Source organism: Microcoleus sp. PH2017_28_MFU_U_A (assembly GCF_020738035.1).
GTDB lineage: Bacteria > Cyanobacteriota > Cyanobacteriia > Cyanobacteriales > Microcoleaceae > Microcoleus.
Map to the genome: position 1 here is coordinate 4084 of NZ_JAEQCX010000072.1, position 17608 is coordinate 21691.

Sequence of the window (17608 nt, forward strand, 5' to 3'; positions counted from 1 at the left end):
TGGCCTGTTCCACAAAAATAAATCTGCTTGTGGAACAGGCCAGAAAGCCTGTTATTCAAAATAGTCAAGCCTGCTGCTTAATATTACTAATTAGCCATCGTGCGACTGGTGTAAGCATCCATGCTGTAGGCGGGAACGCGAACAGTGTAATCAATTTCTGTTCCAGTCATCGATTTTGCCAGTTGTTCAAAAGATTCATTGCTCCAATTGCGATCGTGAATGGGCTTGGACTGTTCGCCCAGGAAATATGCTTGAGTGCCAATTAAAGATGCTGCGACCCAACCGACGACCAAAAGAGCGATTACAATAGTCATTTTTGCTATTTCCTTAAACTTTTGTTGCTTTATGTAAACAAATGTAACAAAAATTTACAAACAGCGTCAAGGCAGTGTAGTGTCGTGCAAACCGTCCGGTAGGTAGTAAAAACCGTCACTCCGACGGCCGCCGGAGAGGGTTCGAGGGGGAGAGGGGACACGGGGAAAGGATTTATATATAAGTATGTAGGGCGTGCACCGCCAAGCACGGGTCTGTAATACGGCGATCGAGATCCGAATCATGAACTGTATCCGCAATAACAAATAAGATTGTTTAATTTTTTTAGTTAAGAACTTATAAGTTTTGCGTTCATAAATTACGATTAAAACTCTACCACTGGCATGACGAATCGCGATAGAATTATGCGTTATGATTTATCAGTTTGGATTTTTCACTAACAAATCCAAATTACCAAATCCAAATTACCAAATCCAAATTACCATTCTCCCATAAAAATTATGCCAAACTCAATGTTAAATAACGATCCCTTGTGGTTCAAAGACGCCATCATTTACGAAGTACCAATTCGCGCTTTTGCAGACAGCAATGCAGACGGCATCGGCGACTTTCGGGGACTCACAGAAAAACTAGATTACCTGCAAAACTTGGGAGTAACAGCAATTTGGGTACTGCCATTTTTTCCCTCGCCACTCCGAGACGACGGCTACGATACATCTCACTATACCACCGTCAACCCGATTTACGGCACGTTAGACGACTTTAAAGAGCTTTTAGAAGCAGCGCACCAGCGCGGAATTCGAGTTATTATTGAGTTAATTGTCAACCACACTTCCGACCAGCACGCATGGTTTCAGCGAGCGCGGCGCGCCCCGAAAGGCAGTAACGAAAGAGATTTTTATGTGTGGAGCGATACGCCGGAAAAATATCAAGATGCTCGGATTATTTTTCAAGATTTTGAAACTTCTAATTGGGCTTGGGATGCGGTAGCAAAAGCTTATTACTGGCACCGTTTTTATTCTCACCAACCAGATTTAAATTACGACAATCCCGCCGTCCGCCAAGCCATCTTAGATGTGGTAGACTTTTGGTTGGAACTGGGAGTAGATGGACTGCGAATGGATGCCGTGCCTTATCTGTACGAGCGGGAAGGTACTAACTGCGAAAACCTGCCAGAAACTCACGTATTTCTCAAGCATTTGCGGCAGCACGTAGATGAGAAATTCCCGAACCGGATGCTGCTTGCTGAGGCGAATCAGTGGCCGGAGGATGCGGTTGAATATTACTCGGGTGGCGATGAATGTCACATGAATTTTCATTTCCCGCTGATGCCGCGTTTATTTATGGCTTTGCACATGGAAGATAGCTTCCCAATTAGCGATATTCTCCAGCAAACTCCGCAGATTCCTAATAATTGTCAGTGGGCATTGTTTTTGCGGAATCATGATGAATTGACGCTGGAAATGGTGAGCGATGAAGACCGAGATTATATGTATCGGGTTTACGCTCAAGATACTCAGGCGAGAATTAATTTGGGTATCCGCCGCCGCTTGGCTCCGCTGATGGGAAATAACCGCCGCCGCATTGAGTTGATGAATGCTTTGCTGCTGTCTCTTCCTGGTACGCCGGTGCTTTACTACGGCGATGAGATTGGGATGGGTGATAATATCTATTTGGGCGATCGCAACGGGGTGAGAACTCCGATGCAGTGGAGTAGCGATCGCAATGCCGGTTTCAGCCGCGCTAACCCGCAGCGGCTGTACGCGCCACCAATCGTTGACCCTGAATATCACTACGAATCTGTGAACGTGGAAGCGCAGCGGGCGAATCCAAGTTCACTCTGGTGGTGGATGAAACGCTTGATTGCTGTGCGCCAGCGCTTCCAAGCATTCGGCCGCGGCACTTGCGAGTTTCTGTACCCAGAAAACCGCAAAGTTTTAGCTTTTGTTCGCACTTATCAAGACGAACACATCCTCGTAGTCGCTAATTTGTCGCGCTTCGTGCAGACGGCAGAATTAGACCTTTCTCCGTTTAAAGGTGCTGTGCCGGTGGAGATTTTCGGTCGCGCTGAGTTTCCACCTGTTGGCGAATCACCTTACTTTTTGAGTTTGAGTCCTCACACATTTTACTGGTTTACTCTTACTCCTAAACCCGAAGAATTTTCGCTGCACGGTTTTAAGACAAACTTGCCTAGTTTGGCGGTAATCGGCAATTGGAAAACCGCTTTTGTAACAAGTCAATTAAGCGAGATGCTACTCTCTCTTTTGCCAAACTATTTACGCAGCAATCGCTGGTTCATCGGTGCAGATAGGACGATTCAATCGTTGGAAATTAGTGAAATTATTCCTGTAGAATGTCACAATGGTGCGGGAGAAGAATCTACAGTTTACATTCTGTTTGTGCTGTTGAATTATACAGAAGGTATGCCGGAAACTTACGTTTTGCCCGTAGGTTGGGAAGAGATGAAAGGCGATGCGGACGATCGCGCGATCGCACGCCTGCACTTCCCTGAAAGCAACGAAGCCGGGGTGCTATTTGATGCTGCTGGGGACAAAGGCCTGCTGAGCGCGCTGCTGGGGGCGATCGGCAATTCTCGCAGTTACAAAGGTACAGCAGGTCAACTGGTGGGAATTGCCGACATTGCATTCAACTCAGACCAAGATTTATCGCAGCTCGAACCTCACCTGTTCAAAAAAGAACAAAGCAATACATCCGCAGCTTACGGCGATCGCTACGTCCTAAAAATATTGCGAAAAGTCGAAGAAGGAATCAACCCCGAATTAGAAATCGGGCGGTTTTTAACCGATCGCAACCCGATCCAACACTACGCTCCAATTGCCGGAGCCTTGGAATATCACACAGCCGAAAAACAAGTAATTACAGTCGGAATACTGCAAAAACTAATCCCCGACAGCAGGGACGCTTGGTCTTATACATTAGACACGCTGCGCGACTATTTCGAGCAAGTAATGACAGTAGAAGCCAAGCATTTAGGCGATAATTTATCGACAGATCCCGAAAACTATTTACCCAGCGCTTTGACCGCACAAATGCGGCAACCAAACTCTCTAGTAGCCGATTTATCCCTAGAAATTCCGGCCTTAGCTCGCGAACTAATCGGCTCTTACTTAGCATCAGCCGAACTTTTAGGTCAGCGGACAGCGGAACTTCACCTCGCTTTAGCTTCAGACACCGAAAATCCCGCTTTTGCTCCAGAAAACTTCACCTCATTTTACCAGCGTTCCATCTACCAACACATGAGAAATATGGCAGGAAGAACTTTGCTGCTGCTGAAAAAGCGGCTGTCAAAACTGCCGCCAGAAGCGCATAAACTAGCACAAAATCTCCTAAACCGGGAAGAGTTGCTGATGGAACGTTTCAAGTCTATTTTGAACTTGAGAATCACGGCGGATCGAATTCGCTGTCACGGGGACTTCCATTTCGGACAAGTTCTTTATACAGGTAAAGACTTCGTAATTATTGATTTCGGAGGAGAACGGAATCGACCGTTAAGCGAGCGGCGGATGAAAAGATCGCCCCTGCGAGATGTGGCGGGAATGCTACAATCTTTCAATTATGCTGTTACTTTGGCACTGCGAAATGAAGTTGAAAGCGGTATGATCCGCCCTGAAAATCTTCCGGAGATGCAGCAGTGGGCGAATGTTTGGCACCGCTGGGTCAGCCTCACTTTTCTTAACAGCTATTTGGTAACAGCAGCCGATGCCAGTTTCTTGCCAAAATCTATACCAGAACTACAAGTTTTGCTGGATGCTTACATTTTGGAAAAAGGGGTTGCTGAGCTGGCCTACGAACTCAATTACCGCTTGGATTGGGCGGAAATTCCGCTGAAGCGGATTCTGGAATTGTTGAAATTTAATGGCAAGCCGTAGTTAATTTTTAAGTAGTGAGTAGGGTGCTTGTGGCGCACCTGGCATTAACTCGTTTCTGCTGGTATACGAATAATAATTCTCTGAATTTAGTGCTGTCTCGCTCGCGAGCTGTCATCGCGAGCGAGACAGCACTATAATATAATTACGATGTCACGGAATTTGACAGCTCGCGATCGGGACAGCACTATAATATGCACACCTTTGAGGAATCGCTAGCGAGACTCTGACAATATATAATACGCATCTGGCATTACTTAAAATAGAGAGCTGCTTCATATAAAACTTTTTCTTGATGAGTTAACAAAGTGCAGTCAGAAAGCGGGTAAGCGACACAGGTAACAGCGTAGCCAGCTTGCAATTCTGAGGGCTTCAAAAACTTTTGTTCGCTTTGGTCGATTTCACCGCTAAGCAGTTTGGCAACGCAAGCAGAACACTCTCCTTGCTTGCATCCATTCGGCAAGCGGATGCCGGCATCTTCTGCCATATCTAGGATATACTGGTCGTCCGGTACTGCGATCGTGCGATCGAGCGATCGCTCCTCATTCACCAGCCGAACTTGATAAACTGCCATTTTCACCTCTGATATTATTTCCGACTATTAGTGCGGTTGAAACCGATTTTTGTCAAATACAATCGAGACTCGGCGGTTGAAACCGCGTCTACACAAACGAAGTCCGCCTCCGCGGACTAAAGAATAATTGATGTTAGCTTCTTGATATCGGCGATTGAAACCTCTTCTTGTCAAACAAAGTCCGCAGCAGAGGGGGACTGAAGAATAATTGATATTAGCGGAATTCTCGGCTGCTAGACAAGTGCTTGTTGATAATCGAGATTTTCATCCAGATAAATAGCGCGAATATCCTGCGGCAAATTTGACTCTAAAGTTTGATATCCTTTTTGCAGCAAAGCCCTAACTTGAGCGGGCGAAATAGCTTCACCTTCTGCTTGCAAATAAGCTGCAATTCGAGTTTCGCTCCAGCGGAAAGTCTGGGCCATCAACACGACTAAACGTGGCAGTGGCGCCAACAATTCTAAGGCTTGTCTGACGTAACACCACAGGGGAGGCGAAGCGGATTGCAAAGAGTAGTGAATAGACTCAACTGGGGGTAATTCGGCTTGATTGATGCAGACAGCGGTGACATTAATCAGCCAGTTTTGGAGACTGAGATTGTCGCCATCAGGATCTTGGGTTTCGCGGCGCAAATCGAGGCCTCGGAGCTCGTGATAGATGTGCTGCCAGGTGTGGGCGAAGAGGTAATCGCCTTGTACGGGCGATCGCACGGAATGGCGGATCAGGGAGTGTACAATTTGAGCGTAGCGGCAAAAAATCGCCGTGAAAAAGCGGCCCTGATCGGGATGGTTTTGAAACAGGGTCAATAATTCCTGATCGCTGTGATGGAACAGGGATTTGACCACAGGGTGGTTGAGTTCGGAAAAAACTGGTGCTTGCACAATTGTTCTGTAAAGGTTTTGGGTATCAATGCTGTTGCAGCCCGATTCTACACTACGATCTACATTTAATGCAACTGCTTAAAAAGTGTTGATACTTAAGTCAATTTTAATTATATAATGGAGTTGTAGGTGATGCTGCATTAATCTAAATTGATACATATAAATTCTATGTATCCAGCGCATCTAAAAAGATAATTAGTTGTTTCAAGGGTCAAGTGTTTGTATGTCTAGCATTAATACTGGTATCGAGTGGTGCGATCGCACATGGAATCCAACAACTGGCTGCGATAAAGTCAGTCCCGGCTGCACCCATTGTTATGCAGAAGCATTAACAAAAAGGTTTCACACTAATTTTCCTAACGGCTTTGATTTAACACTCCATAGGAATCGCTTGGAAGAACCAAAACGCTGGCGAAAACCGAGCCGTATTTTCGTGAACTCGATGAGCGATTTATTTCATGAAGAAGTGCCAATAGATTTTCTCAAAGAAGTTTTTGAGGTAATGCGTGAAACTCCCTGGCATATATATCAAATTCTGACCAAAAGACACGAACGCCTTCGAGAAATAGCTGACAAATTAGACTGGCATGATAATATTTGGATGGGAGTTTCTGTTGAAAATCAAAACTACGTTAACAGGATTGACTGTTTGCGACAAGTACCCGCTAAAGTCAGATTTCTATCATGCGAACCACTTTTAGGTAATTTAGAACTAGATTTAACAGGCATTAATTGGGTGATTGTTGGCGGAGAATCTGGGGTAAAACACCGTCCCATCCAAGCAGAGTGGGTTGAGAATATTAAGCAGCAGTGCGAGGATGCTGAAGTCGCATTTTTCTTCAAGCAATGGGGAGGTAGAACACCTAAAGCTGCTGGGAGACTTCTGCATGATAAAATTTGGGATGAGATGCCGGAAGCATGGGATAAACATCAAAGGCAATGGAATCGTTACACTTTGACAACAAGCAGAGATAGAGGACACGTCAGTGGCGTGTGCCTACAGGAATCGATTGCTTGAGGAGTGTACTTCATCAACGTGACATCTCCTGTCTATCTATAATATGGTTTATTTTACTACTAAATACACTACAGTACAATCTACCTTTAGTGCAAAGGCTTAAAAATTGTCAATATTTAAGTAAAATTAATTATATAATGTTGAAATTTCCTGAATAAGTTATACAATCATGAGCAACTTGAAACAAGTTAGCATTTATACTCGCGGTATAACTATGGCGAGCGGTGCTGGTGGATATGGGGCAATCTTGCTGTATGAAAATTTTCGCAAGGAATTATGTGGCGGATTTCAGTTAAGTACAAATAATCGTATGGATATTATTGCTGCAATTGAAAGTCTGAAAGCACTCAAAACAAGATGTAAAGTGACGCTATACAATAACAACGGCTACCTTGTAGATGCTATTGCCAACAATTGGGCGATTCGCTGGCAGGCTAATAACTGGAAAAATAGTGACAATAAACCTAGTGCTAACGTAGATTTGTGGGAGCAACTACTTCTATTATGTTCACAACACGATGTTGAGTTTATTAGAATTAAGCAATGTGCGGGCAACCAAAAGTATCAACGCTGCAATTATGTTGCCAGACAGGCAGCAAATCAACAAAAATTACCGGTAGATGAAGGCTATCAACCGTAAAACTCGCTACAAATAACCATAACCTCCGCCCCCCGGAGTCTCAATGACAAACACATCCCCGGGCTGCATTTCGACACTCGCCGTACTCCCCAATTCCTCAACATTTCCATCAAATCTTTCAACATAACTCCGGCCAACTTTCCCCGCTTCACCTCCATGCAAACCACACGGAGAAATCACTCGCCTCCCCGATAAAATTCCCGCCGTCATCGCCTCCAGAAACCGCACTCGCCGCACCACTCCATTACCGCCGCGATGACATCCATTCCCCCCGCTATTAGCCCGGATTGCAAAACTTTCTAACAACACCGGAAACCGCCATTCCAACACCTCTGGATCGGTTAAACGCGAATTAGTCATGTGAGTTTGTACCGCATCTGTGCCGTCGAAATTTGCACCAGCACCCGAACCGCCGCAAATTGTTTCATAATATTGATAGCGTCGATCGCCAAATGTGAAATTATTCATGGTGCCCTGAGAAGATGCGATCGCACCCAGCGCACAATACAAAGCATCCGTAATATTCTGCGATGTCTCCACATTTCCCGCAACCACAGCCGCCGGATAACGCGGATTCAGCATACAGCCAGCGGGATTGATGATTTCGAGAGGCTTCAAACAGCCAGCATTCAGAGGGATATCGTCATCTACCAAGGTGCGGAAAACGTACAACACAGCCGCTTTACACACCGCAGCGGGAGCATTAAAATTGTTGAATTGTTGGGAAGAAGTGCCAGTAAAATCTATTTTTGCACTGCGCGCAGACTTGTTAATTGTAATAGCTACTTTAATTTGTCCGCCGCTATCCATCGGATAAGTAAACTCGCCATCAGTCAAAACCTCAATTACGCGCCGCACAGATTCTTCAGCATTGTCTTGCACAAAACCCATATAAGCTTGTACTGTTTCCAAGCCGTAATGTTCTACCATCTTGACAAGTTCTGCTAAACCGCGATTGTTGGCGGCAATTTGGGCTTGCAAATCTGCGATATTTTGTGCGACATTGCGAACCGGAAAATCCCCGGCTGTCAGAATTTGTAGTAATTCTGTTTCTCGGAATTTACCCTCGCTGACTAGCTGAAAATTGTCAAACAATACGCCTTCTTCAGTGACTATTTTACTATTGGGAGGCATGGAACCGGGAGTGATGCCGCCGATGTCGGCGTGGTGTCCCCGCGACGCAACATAAAATAAAGGAAGCGAGGAATCACGATTAAATACTGGACTAATAACGGTGATATCTGGTAAATGCGTGCCGCCATTGTAGGGATTGTTAGAAACATAAACATCGCCCGGTTTAATAGTATGACTTTGTGCTAGGATTAAAGCTGCAACACTTTCGCTCATGGAACCGAGATGCACGGGAATGTGCGGCGCGTTGGCAACTAATTGCCCGTTTGCATCGAAGATTGCACAGGAAAAGTCCAGGCGTTCTTTGATGTTGACTGAGGAACTTGTATTTTGTAAAGTCACGCCCATTTGTTCGGCGATGGCGCGAAATAAGTTATTAAAAATTTCTAGCAAAACTGGATCTGATTTAACCGCCGATGAATGGGTTTTAACTGCATTCATCGGCGCGGATCTGCGGTTCAAAATTAAGTCATTGTTTTCGGTGATTTCGCCTTCCCAACCCGGTTCTATGATATTAGTTCCAGTTGCTTCGACAATCATCGCCGGGCCCGTAATGCAGTCGCCCGATCGCAAATCGTCTCTCTGATAAACAGGTGTTTCTCGCCACCCGCCAGCAACATACATTTGTACAGGCAAGATGCCTGTGCCACAAGATGGGGAAGTTGTAGATGCTTCAGCCACAGGCAAGATGCCTGTGCCACAAGATGGGGGATTTGTTGATGCTTCAGCCACAGGCAAGATGCCTGTGCCACAAGATGGGGAAGTTGTATAATTATCAGCCACAGGCAAGATGCCTGTGCCACAAGATGGGGGATTTGTATAATTATCAGCCACAGGCAAGATGCCTGTGCCACAAGATGGGGAAGTTGTAGAATTATCAGCCACAGGCAAGATGCCTGTGCCACAAGATGGGGAAGTTGTAGAATTATCCAGTACATCCATTGTTTCTACAACTTCTACAGAAACTGCTTCTACAATTAGCGATTTTTCCGGCATAATAAAACTGTAACGCTGTCGGTGTGCTGCTTCAAAATCAGCCTGCATCTCCTCAACACTCCCAGCAAAATTCACCATCAAAACCGAATCGCTTCCCTGATATTTAAGATGCAGCTTCCTCACAACCAAAACCTCTTTCTCTCCCTCTGCGCCCTCTGCGCCTCTGCGGTTCAATTCCCCTTTTCCCTCCGCCTCCAATTGCGCTAAAATATCATGCAAATCCGCAATTAATTCAGCAGTTAATAATTGCTCGATCGCCCTTTCGCGCATAGCCCGCACATCAGCCAAACCCATACCGTAGGCGGATAACACCCCCGCGTAGGGATGAATGAACACCCGTTTCATGCCCAAACTATCGGCGATCGCACAAGCGTGTTGGCCGCCCGCACCGCCAAAACAGCACAAGGTATACTCGGAAACGTCGTAACCGCGCTGAAGCGAGATTTTTTTGACCGCATTAGCCATCTTTTCCACCGCGATCGCCAAAAACCCCTCCGCCACCTGTTCCGGTGTCCTCTCGCCCCCAATTTCCCCCGCTAACTGCACGAATTTTTGCTTAACTACGTCAGAGGCGATCGGCAAATCTCCCGTCAATCCAAACACTTTCGGGAAAAAATCAGGTTGAATTTTGCCCAACATCACATTGCAATCAGTCACCGTCAAAGGGCCGCCCTTCCGATAGCAAGCAGGGCCTGGATTTGCGCCCGCAGACTCCGGCCCGACGCGGTAGCGCGCGCCGTCAAAAAACACGATCGAACCGCCACCGGCTGCTACAGTGTGAATTGCCATCACGGGCGATCGCAATCTCACCCCTGCAATTTCAGTCTCAAATTCGCGTTCGTATTCGCCGTTAAAATGGGCAACATCTGTCGAAGTTCCGCCCATATCAAAGGTAATAATTTTATCGAAACCAGCCTTTTTACTCGTTTGAACTGCACCGACAATTCCCCCAGCCGGGCCTGATAAAATACTGTTTTTTCCTTGAAATTGGGCGGCATCAACTAAGCCGCCGTTTGATTGCATAAACATTAATTGGGGGAATTGGGCATTGGGAATTGGGCATTGGGAATTGGGCATTAATAATCCCTCATTCCGAGAACCTACCTCAATTAACTCACTGGTTATTTGTTCGACATATCGGCGTAAAATCGGAGATAAATAAGCATCGACAACCGCAGTATCTCCCCGCGAAACTAATTTCATTAAAGGGCTGACTTCGTGAGATACTGATATTTGACTAAAACCAATTTCTCTGGCTATTTGAGCAACTTGTTTTTCGTGTTCCGAATAGCGGTAGCCGTGCATAAAGACGATCGCACAACTGCGAATTCCGTCATCGTAGGCTTGCTGCAAAAACGGGATAAACTCAGGATTGACAGCAATTAACTCTTCACCTCGGGCGCTGTAACGTTCTGCAACCTCAATAACGCGATCGTACAACATCTCGGGCAGCACAATGTGGCGGGCGAAAATATTCGGGCGATTTTGATAGCCAATTCTCAGCGCATCGCCGAAACCTTTGGTAATTAACAGAATAGTGCGATCGCCCTTACGTTCGAGTAAAGCATTTGTCGCCACCGTCGTCCCCATTTTAATCGCTGCAATCTTGTTCGCCGGTATCGATTCCCCCGCCTCAATCCCCAAAATATCGCGAATTCCTTGCACTGCTGCATCGGTGTAGCGATCGGGATTTTCCGACAGCAGCTTGTGAATAACTAACCTACCGTCGGGCTTTTGGGCGACAATATCGGTAAAAGTACCACCGCGATCGATCCAAAATTGCCACGAAGTGCGATCGGGAAAATCAACATTCATATCTTTTTCTATCATCTTCTTTCTTTATTCCTTCGCGTTTTTCGCGTCTTCGCAGTTCATTAAAATAAAATTATAGATATCGAATAGCCTCAACCAAGCCCCCACAAACACCAGCCAAAAAATCCAAATCCAAAGTCTCAATCTTATCACTCGGTTGATGATAGTGCGGATTCCGCATATTAGCCGTATCCGTCACCATAATCGCCGGATAACCATTATCCCAAAAAGGAACATGATCGCTGCGGCGAGTATCCGGCACAATCAAACCTCGATTCGGCACCGGCAACCACTCGCAATCCTGACCGACTTTGCGGATATTTCTGCTCAAAGTAATCATATCGCGCACAGTCCGCAAGTTCCCAATTAAAGCAATAAAGTTGCCAATATTCGGATAAAAATATTTTAGTCCAGCCGGATAGCTTTGGGAGTTCGGAGTGCGATCGCAATAACCCAACATTTCCAAAGCAATCATCAACCGAATTGACTGTTGCTGTTGCTTGCATTTAGCTGCATAATGCCTGCTTCCCCAACAACCAGATTCTTCCATATCGAACGCAACTAACTGTACTGGATATTTTAGCGGTTGAAGTGCGATCGCCCTTGCGAGTTCCAGCAACACAGCAACACCCGTAGCATTATCATCAGCCCCAGGCGTCCCCGGCACAGTATCGTAATGAGCGCCTATAATAATCGGCAAATTTTCTTGCTTCCCCCCCTTAGCAAGGGGGGGATTGAGGGGGGGTAAATCCAAGATAAAATTGTGATGAATTCGCCCGCGCACCGCAAAATCGTCGGTTTCTACAGCGCCCCACTGTCCCAACTGTTCGCGAATGTATTGCTGCACATAGAAGTGCCCTGCGGATGCCAAGTAAGGATTGCGATCGCGTACAATTTGAATTAGGTGGCTGTGCAGGCGTTCTTTTAGATCCATGACATCCGAGATACAATGAGTACATTCAGATTATAGGGGATTTAATTATGATTAAAGAAGTCAGAATCAAAAATTACAAGTCTATTCAAAAGCTGAAGCTGGAATTAGGACGAGTCACCGTACTGATTGGCGAAAATGGCTGCGGTAAGAGCAATATTTTGGAAGCCATCGCCCTGGCTTCGGCGGCTGCTAATGATAAACTGGATAACGAGTTTCTTGCTGCACGGGGGATTCGGGTGACAGAACCTCGATTTATGCGATCGGCTTTTGAAAAAGATAATCTTACTAAAGATATCAGCATTGAATTAAGACAGAATGATAAAGAACAATTTAGTTGTATTTTACAAAATGATAATTCTCCCTATTCTCAGTGGATTAGTAAAAAATTTTTTGGTAATTCTGAAATATCTACAGAGAATGCTCTTAAACTTTTTGTTGAGCAATACGGGGGACAAGACAAACTTTTATCAATTTTAAAAGGAGCAACTCAACTAACGGAACAAGAATTATCAATATTCAACAAGGATGTAGACTCATTTATTGAATTATATTATCTAAATAAGTTTATTGTTTACTCCCCTGAAAACCCAGCTTTACGAACCTTTGAAAAAGAAGGGCAAATTCAACCATTAGGCATTAATGGTCAAGGTTTGTTTAAACTTATAAATATCTTGAATGCAGATAACCCAGATAAACTTAATCAAATCAAAGACAAGCTGCAATTGATAGATTGGTTTAAAGATTTTGAAATTCCTCACAATCTATCAGCGATGCAAACTTCTCTCCAAATTACAGATAGGTACTTAGATACAGATTTAAGTTACTTTGACCAAAGAAGCTCGAATGAAGGCTTTTTGTTTTTACTCTTTTACTTTACCTTGTTCATAAGCGAACTCACACCTAAATTTTTTGCAATAGATAACATTGACGCTTCCTTAAATCCTCGATTATGTCGCAGATTAATCGAAGAATTAGTCGAACTAGCAAAAAATAACGATAAACAAGTCATCTTGACAACTCATAACCCCGCTGTTTTGGACGGCTTAGATTTAGATGATGATGAACAGCGGTTGTTTGTGATTTCCCGCAACCAATTAGGTTATACTAAAGCTAGACGTATTCTCAACCCGGAACCTTTGGATGGACAAGAACCTGTAGATTTATCAGAGGCATTTTTGAGGGGCTATATCGGCGGACTTCCTGAAAATTTTTAATATGATTAAGTTTGGATTGATTACAAAGGGACTTACCGAATTTTTATGTCCTATAATAGAGACAAAGCTTAGGAGATTAGTATGCAAGCATACAAACTTAGAGGTAAAATAGATGAGGCTGGGAATTTGGTAGTTTTGGAATCCCTGGATATGCCAGCCGGAGATGTGGAAATCATCGTTTGGCCGGTGGCTGATGCGGTTGTCAGTTCCCCACAGCTAGTAATCCAGTCAGAAGAAGCTAACCTTAAAAGAAAAGTGAAAACTAAAATCAAGGCTTTGCAAGCCTGGTTTGAGAATACTCAGCCTGTCCCGCCTGACTTCGATGCAGAGGAAGCTAGATGGGAAGCTTTGAAGGAGAAACACAAGCTATGAAAATCTTGCTAGATACCAATATCATCTTAGATATCGCCCTTGAACGACAGCAATTTTTTGGTGAAAGCGAACAAGTTTTGTCCTTTGTTGAACAGGCACAAGTAGAAGGTTATATTTCAGCCTCTACTTTTGGCGATATTTACTACATCATACGCAAAGTTAAAGGTCGAGATTCAACGCTTGAGTTTTTGAAATATATAGCCACATTTTGTCAAGTGGCGACTGTGGATAGCTCTGCTATTTCAATGGCATTAATTTCCAACTTCAAGGATTTTGAAGATGCGATTCAGTATAGCACTGCCGTAGTCAATCAAATTGATGCCATTGTCACCCGCAACCCGCGAGATTTTCCGGTGACAACTCCTCGAATTGTCACTCCCAATCAGTTAATTGAAGAGTTAACCAATTCTGTCTAAACCTCCGGCTCCAATTCTGTAGCCCGCACTTGCACGGGAAATTCAACTGCATTCAACTCCGACGACTCTAATAACTGCACTTCCTCCTCAGAATTCGCTGCACCATTCCGGCCTTTCCCCAATTTCTCAGCCAAAGTATCCCGCTGATTAATCAAATAAATACTTACCAAAGTCAGCCCGACTCCCATCGATTGCAGCGGATTCAATACTTCGCCCAACAACAAATTCCCGAACAGCAAAGCAAAAATCGGAGTCAGAAACGTTAGAGAACTTAAACTCGTCAAACTGCCGCTTGAAGCAAAGTAAAAGAATAAACCGTAGGCGATCGCACTTCCGAACACAGTAGAATACCCTAAAGCCATCCAACCCGACAAATCGATATTCACAAACTGCCCCGACTCAGTAGCCGCCGAAATCGCCAACAACGGCAAACCGCCTAAAATCATGTGCCAGCCCGTCGCCACCACCGGGTCAACATAGCGGCACACCCACCGCACCAAAACCGTACCTACAGCCATCGACAAAGCCGCCAACAGCATCAACCATTCCCCGCCCTGAAACACACTTTCGATACCCGCAGAAACCTGCACATTTTCAGGATGAAACAGCCCCAAAATAAAGCCATCCGGCAATCCAATCAAACTGATGCCGATAACGCCAATTACTAAGCCCAACCAGCCCCAAAAACCTATTTTTTCTTGAAACAGCCACAAACACAAAATCGCCACGGCTAGCGGTTGAGAATCAATCATCACTGAACCCAAACCCGCACCGGTTCTCGCCAAACCTTCGGCTAAAAATCCTTGAAACAAAGTGCCGTCAACTAATGCAAACAGCGAAATCCACAGCCAAGCTTTCCAACCCTGCGGCTGCTTTTTTCCCATCAAAGCCGCCGCCAGCAACACCAACACGCCCGCAGGTAATAAACGCACGACAGCCACAAACAGCGGTGTCGTGTGTGGCATCACCCCTTTCATCGCTACCATCGCGGTTCCCCACAGGAAAAACGGCGCAATGAGTAACAGCGGGGCAAAGGGCAGTTTAGAATCGGTAAGTTTTAGCTGCATGGCGGAGGCTCCAAATAATTGATGAGAGTGGCGCTCTCGGGAATGATGTAGATTTGTTAAGCAATTTTTACAATTATATATCGAAGGTGGGTTAAGTGCGATCGAACGGGCAAGATGCCCGTTCCACAATTTGTGAAATTGGTTGTAGAACAGGCATCTTGCCTGTTGCAGTTCCACAATTTCTGCAATGGTTGTGGAACAGGCATCTTGCCTGTTGCGGTTCGACAATTTGTGAAATTGGTTGTAGAACAGGCATCTTGCCTGTTGCAGTTCCACAATTTCTGCAATGGTTGTGGAACAGGCATTTTGCCTGTTGCAGTTCCAAAATCAGTGAAATGTGTTGTGGAACAGGCATCTTGCCTGTTGCAGTTCCAAAATCAGTGAAATGTGTTGTGGAACAGGCATCTTGCCTGTTGCATTCCAAAATCAGTGAAATTGTTTGTGGAACAGGCATCTTGCCTGTTGCAGTTCCAAAATCAGTGAAATTGGTTGTGGAACAGGCATCTTGCCTGTTGCGAACACAAGCACAACATCTAACCCAATGAATAAGGCACACTAGAAGTGAGATACAAAATTTCACATTGCCCGAAACTGCCCATGATTTGGCCATTCAAGCCCCGCTACCGCAAACAAATCGCCCGCATCGAAGTCACCGGAGCGATCGCCGGAGAAACCCGCAAACGAGTTCTAGAAGCGCTCAAAACCGTTGAAGAGCGCAAATTTCCCGCCTTGCTGCTGCGGATAGACAGCCCCGGGGGCACTGTCGGCGATTCCCAAGAAATTTACAGCGCCCTCAAGCGTTTGGGCGAAAAAATCAAAATTGTCGCTAGTTTTGGCAATATTTCAGCTTCTGGCGGAGTTTACATCGGCATGGGAGCTCAACATATCGTTGCTAATCCCGGTACAATTACCGGCAGCATCGGCGTGATTATCCGGGGTAACAATCTAGAAGGGCTGCTAGAAAAAGTCGGCGTTTCTTTTCAAGTGATTAAATCCGGGCCCTATAAAGATATCTTGGCATTCGATCGACAATTGACCGAGCCCGAACAGCAAATTCTGCAAGACTTGATCGACAGCAGCTACCAGCAATTCGTGGAAACCGTCGCCGAAGCCCGGAAACTCCCCGTTGAAAACGTCAAAACTTTTGCCGACGGTCGCGTTTTTACCGGCCAGCAAGCCTTAGAATTGGGTTTGGTCGATCGACTCGGAACAGAAGAGGACGCTCGCCGCTGGACTGCCGAACTCGCAGGCCTCGATCCCGAAAAAACCGAATGCTGCACTCTAGAAAAACAAAAACCTTTCCTAAATCGCGTCTTGGGGAGTAGTCTTGATACATCCGGGCTTTGGGCTTACAAAAATTTGCTGGAATTCGAGCTGTCTACTAGCGGTTTACCGCTGTGGCTGTATCGCCCGTGATTAAATAAATTAGTCATTGGTTATTGGTTATTGGTTATTGGTTGTTGGTTGTTGGTTGTTGGTTGTTGGTTGTTGGTTATTGGTTGTTGGTTATTGACAAACCAACAAATAACAAGTAACTCTTCGACTCCGATCGGGGCAACGCAAATAACAAATAACAAGTAACAAATAACAACTAACAAATAACAAGTAACAAATAACCATTGACAACTAGCAACTGACAACTGACATAAAAAATGGAGAATATTTGCGTGGATTGGCAAGTGCGGGCGATTCGCGGGGCAACAACTGCCAGCGATAATTCGGTAGAAGCAATTCGAGAAGCGGTGAGAGAACTGTTAGATGAATTAGAAACAAGAAATAATTTAGATCCGGAATTAATAATTAGTGTTACGTTTTCTGTTACCCGCGATTTGGATGCTGTCTTTCCGGCTGCGATCGCCCGCGAACGCCCTCGGTGGTGCAATGTTCCTTTGTTGGACGTGCAGCAAATGTACGTTAAGGGTTCATTAGAACGCTGCATCCGCTTTTTAATTCACGTCAATTGGCCCGCACACACCGAAATTTATCATCCTTATTTGCGCGGAGCTCAAAATTTGCGGCCCGATTGGAATTTAGCCGTTGCAGTTGCTGCGGAAAAATAAGAAAATCACTTTTTGATTGATTCAAGAGTAAACCCACCAGCCATGGTGGGTTGATTTTTAACTGAGGAATGAAAAGATGTAATAACAAAATGAGTGATTACAAAGGATGTAACTACTGCCAACATTTTCGAGCAGACGGAACTTGTCCGGCTTTCGATCCAGGTCTAATTCCCTTAATAATTGTTGACGCGCAAATCAAACACACTAAGCCTTTGAAAAATCAGAAAAACACAATTGTTTACGAGCCAACTGAAAAACACATAATGTACAGGTATAGTCCTGATTAAGTATTGATGAAGTTGAGCTATTAGCTGCAATTGTTATGGATTGCAA

At 45.1% G+C, this 17608-nt stretch carries 15 protein-coding genes; 8 read left to right on the plus strand and 7 right to left on the minus strand.

Annotated elements, in window-relative coordinates; all coding sequences use genetic code 11:
• Window positions 1-86: 86 nt before the first annotated feature.
• Window positions 87-314, minus strand: a complete 228-nt coding sequence (locus JGK14_RS17735) for a photosystem II protein, Psb35-related (protein WP_293177558.1) — start codon at window positions 312-314, stop codon at window positions 87-89.
• Between the two features lie 459 nt (window positions 315-773).
• Between JGK14_RS17735 and treS the strand changes: the two genes are divergently transcribed.
• Window positions 774-4163, plus strand: a complete 3390-nt coding sequence (gene treS / locus JGK14_RS17740; RefSeq protein WP_293177561.1) for a maltose alpha-D-glucosyltransferase — start codon at window positions 774-776, stop codon at window positions 4161-4163.
• Between the two features lie 250 nt (window positions 4164-4413).
• On the opposite strand, the gene JGK14_RS17745 is transcribed toward treS, so the two are convergent.
• On the minus strand, window positions 4414-4734 hold the full coding sequence (locus JGK14_RS17745; protein WP_293157012.1) for a 2Fe-2S iron-sulfur cluster-binding protein: 321 nt from the start codon (window positions 4732-4734) through the stop codon (window positions 4414-4416).
• A gap of 233 nt (window positions 4735-4967) precedes the next feature.
• A complete protein-coding gene (locus JGK14_RS17750) occupies window positions 4968-5615 on the minus strand; it encodes an RNA polymerase sigma factor (protein WP_293177564.1) in 648 nt (215 codons plus the stop codon).
• A 223-nt stretch (window positions 5616-5838) separates the two neighbouring features.
• Here JGK14_RS17750 and JGK14_RS17755 point away from each other — a divergent pair, with 223 nt between their 5' ends.
• The gene (locus tag JGK14_RS17755; protein WP_325315329.1) at window positions 5839-6633 is read left to right on the plus strand and encodes a DUF5131 family protein; all 795 of its coding nucleotides are present in this window, start codon (window positions 5839-5841) and stop codon (window positions 6631-6633) included.
• 169 nt (window positions 6634-6802) lie between these two features.
• Window positions 6803-7273 carry an RNase H family protein gene (locus JGK14_RS17760; RefSeq protein WP_293206767.1) on the plus strand — a complete coding sequence of 157 codons (471 nt, stop codon included), beginning with the start codon at window positions 6803-6805 and terminating at the stop codon, window positions 7271-7273.
• A gap of 6 nt (window positions 7274-7279) precedes the next feature.
• Here the strand turns inward: JGK14_RS17760 and JGK14_RS17765 are convergent, their stop codons facing one another.
• Entirely contained in the window at window positions 7280-11215 is a 3936-nt protein-coding gene (locus JGK14_RS17765; RefSeq protein WP_325315332.1) for a hydantoinase B/oxoprolinase family protein, read from the minus strand.
• A 70-nt stretch (window positions 11216-11285) separates the two neighbouring features.
• Window positions 11286-12146 carry a M20/M25/M40 family metallo-hydrolase gene (locus JGK14_RS17770; RefSeq protein WP_293177576.1) on the minus strand — a complete coding sequence of 287 codons (861 nt, stop codon included), beginning with the start codon at window positions 12144-12146 and terminating at the stop codon, window positions 11286-11288.
• 47 nt (window positions 12147-12193) lie between these two features.
• Between JGK14_RS17770 and JGK14_RS17775 the strand changes: the two genes are divergently transcribed.
• The 3 genes from JGK14_RS17775 to JGK14_RS17785 all read left to right on the plus strand — a co-directional run bounded on the left by JGK14_RS17775 (window position 12194) and on the right by JGK14_RS17785 (window position 14148).
• On the plus strand, window positions 12194-13360 hold the full coding sequence (locus tag JGK14_RS17775) for an AAA family ATPase (RefSeq protein ID WP_293177579.1): 1167 nt from the start codon (window positions 12194-12196) through the stop codon (window positions 13358-13360).
• A gap of 81 nt (window positions 13361-13441) precedes the next feature.
• On the plus strand, window positions 13442-13732 hold the full coding sequence (locus JGK14_RS17780; protein ID WP_293177582.1) for a hypothetical protein: 291 nt from the start codon (window positions 13442-13444) through the stop codon (window positions 13730-13732).
• The gene (locus JGK14_RS17785; RefSeq protein WP_293177585.1) at window positions 13729-14148 is read left to right on the plus strand and encodes a type II toxin-antitoxin system VapC family toxin; all 420 of its coding nucleotides are present in this window, start codon (window positions 13729-13731) and stop codon (window positions 14146-14148) included. Before JGK14_RS17780 ends, JGK14_RS17785 begins: the two co-directional genes overlap by 4 nt.
• Here the strand turns inward: JGK14_RS17785 and JGK14_RS17790 are convergent.
• Both JGK14_RS17790 and JGK14_RS17795 read right to left on the minus strand, forming a co-directional pair.
• Window positions 14145-15215 (minus strand): DMT family transporter, encoded by a 1071-nt coding sequence (locus JGK14_RS17790; RefSeq protein WP_293190051.1) that lies wholly within the window; start codon window positions 15213-15215, stop codon window positions 14145-14147. The genes JGK14_RS17785 and JGK14_RS17790 overlap by 4 nt on opposite strands.
• A 91-nt stretch (window positions 15216-15306) precedes the next feature.
• Complete coding sequence (locus JGK14_RS17795; RefSeq protein ID WP_293197552.1) at window positions 15307-15669, minus strand: hypothetical protein; 363 nt, start codon at window positions 15667-15669, stop codon at window positions 15307-15309.
• A gap of 143 nt (window positions 15670-15812) precedes the next feature.
• Here JGK14_RS17795 and sppA point away from each other — a divergent pair, with 143 nt between their 5' ends.
• Window positions 15813-16631, plus strand: coding sequence for a signal peptide peptidase SppA (gene sppA, locus JGK14_RS17800; RefSeq protein ID WP_293177588.1), 819 nt, complete (start codon window positions 15813-15815; stop codon window positions 16629-16631).
• 236 nt (window positions 16632-16867) lie between these two features.
• Complete coding sequence (gene aroH, locus JGK14_RS17805) at window positions 16868-17275, plus strand: chorismate mutase (RefSeq protein WP_293177591.1); 408 nt, start codon at window positions 16868-16870, stop codon at window positions 17273-17275.
• The last annotated feature ends 333 nt before the right edge of the window (window positions 17276-17608 follow it).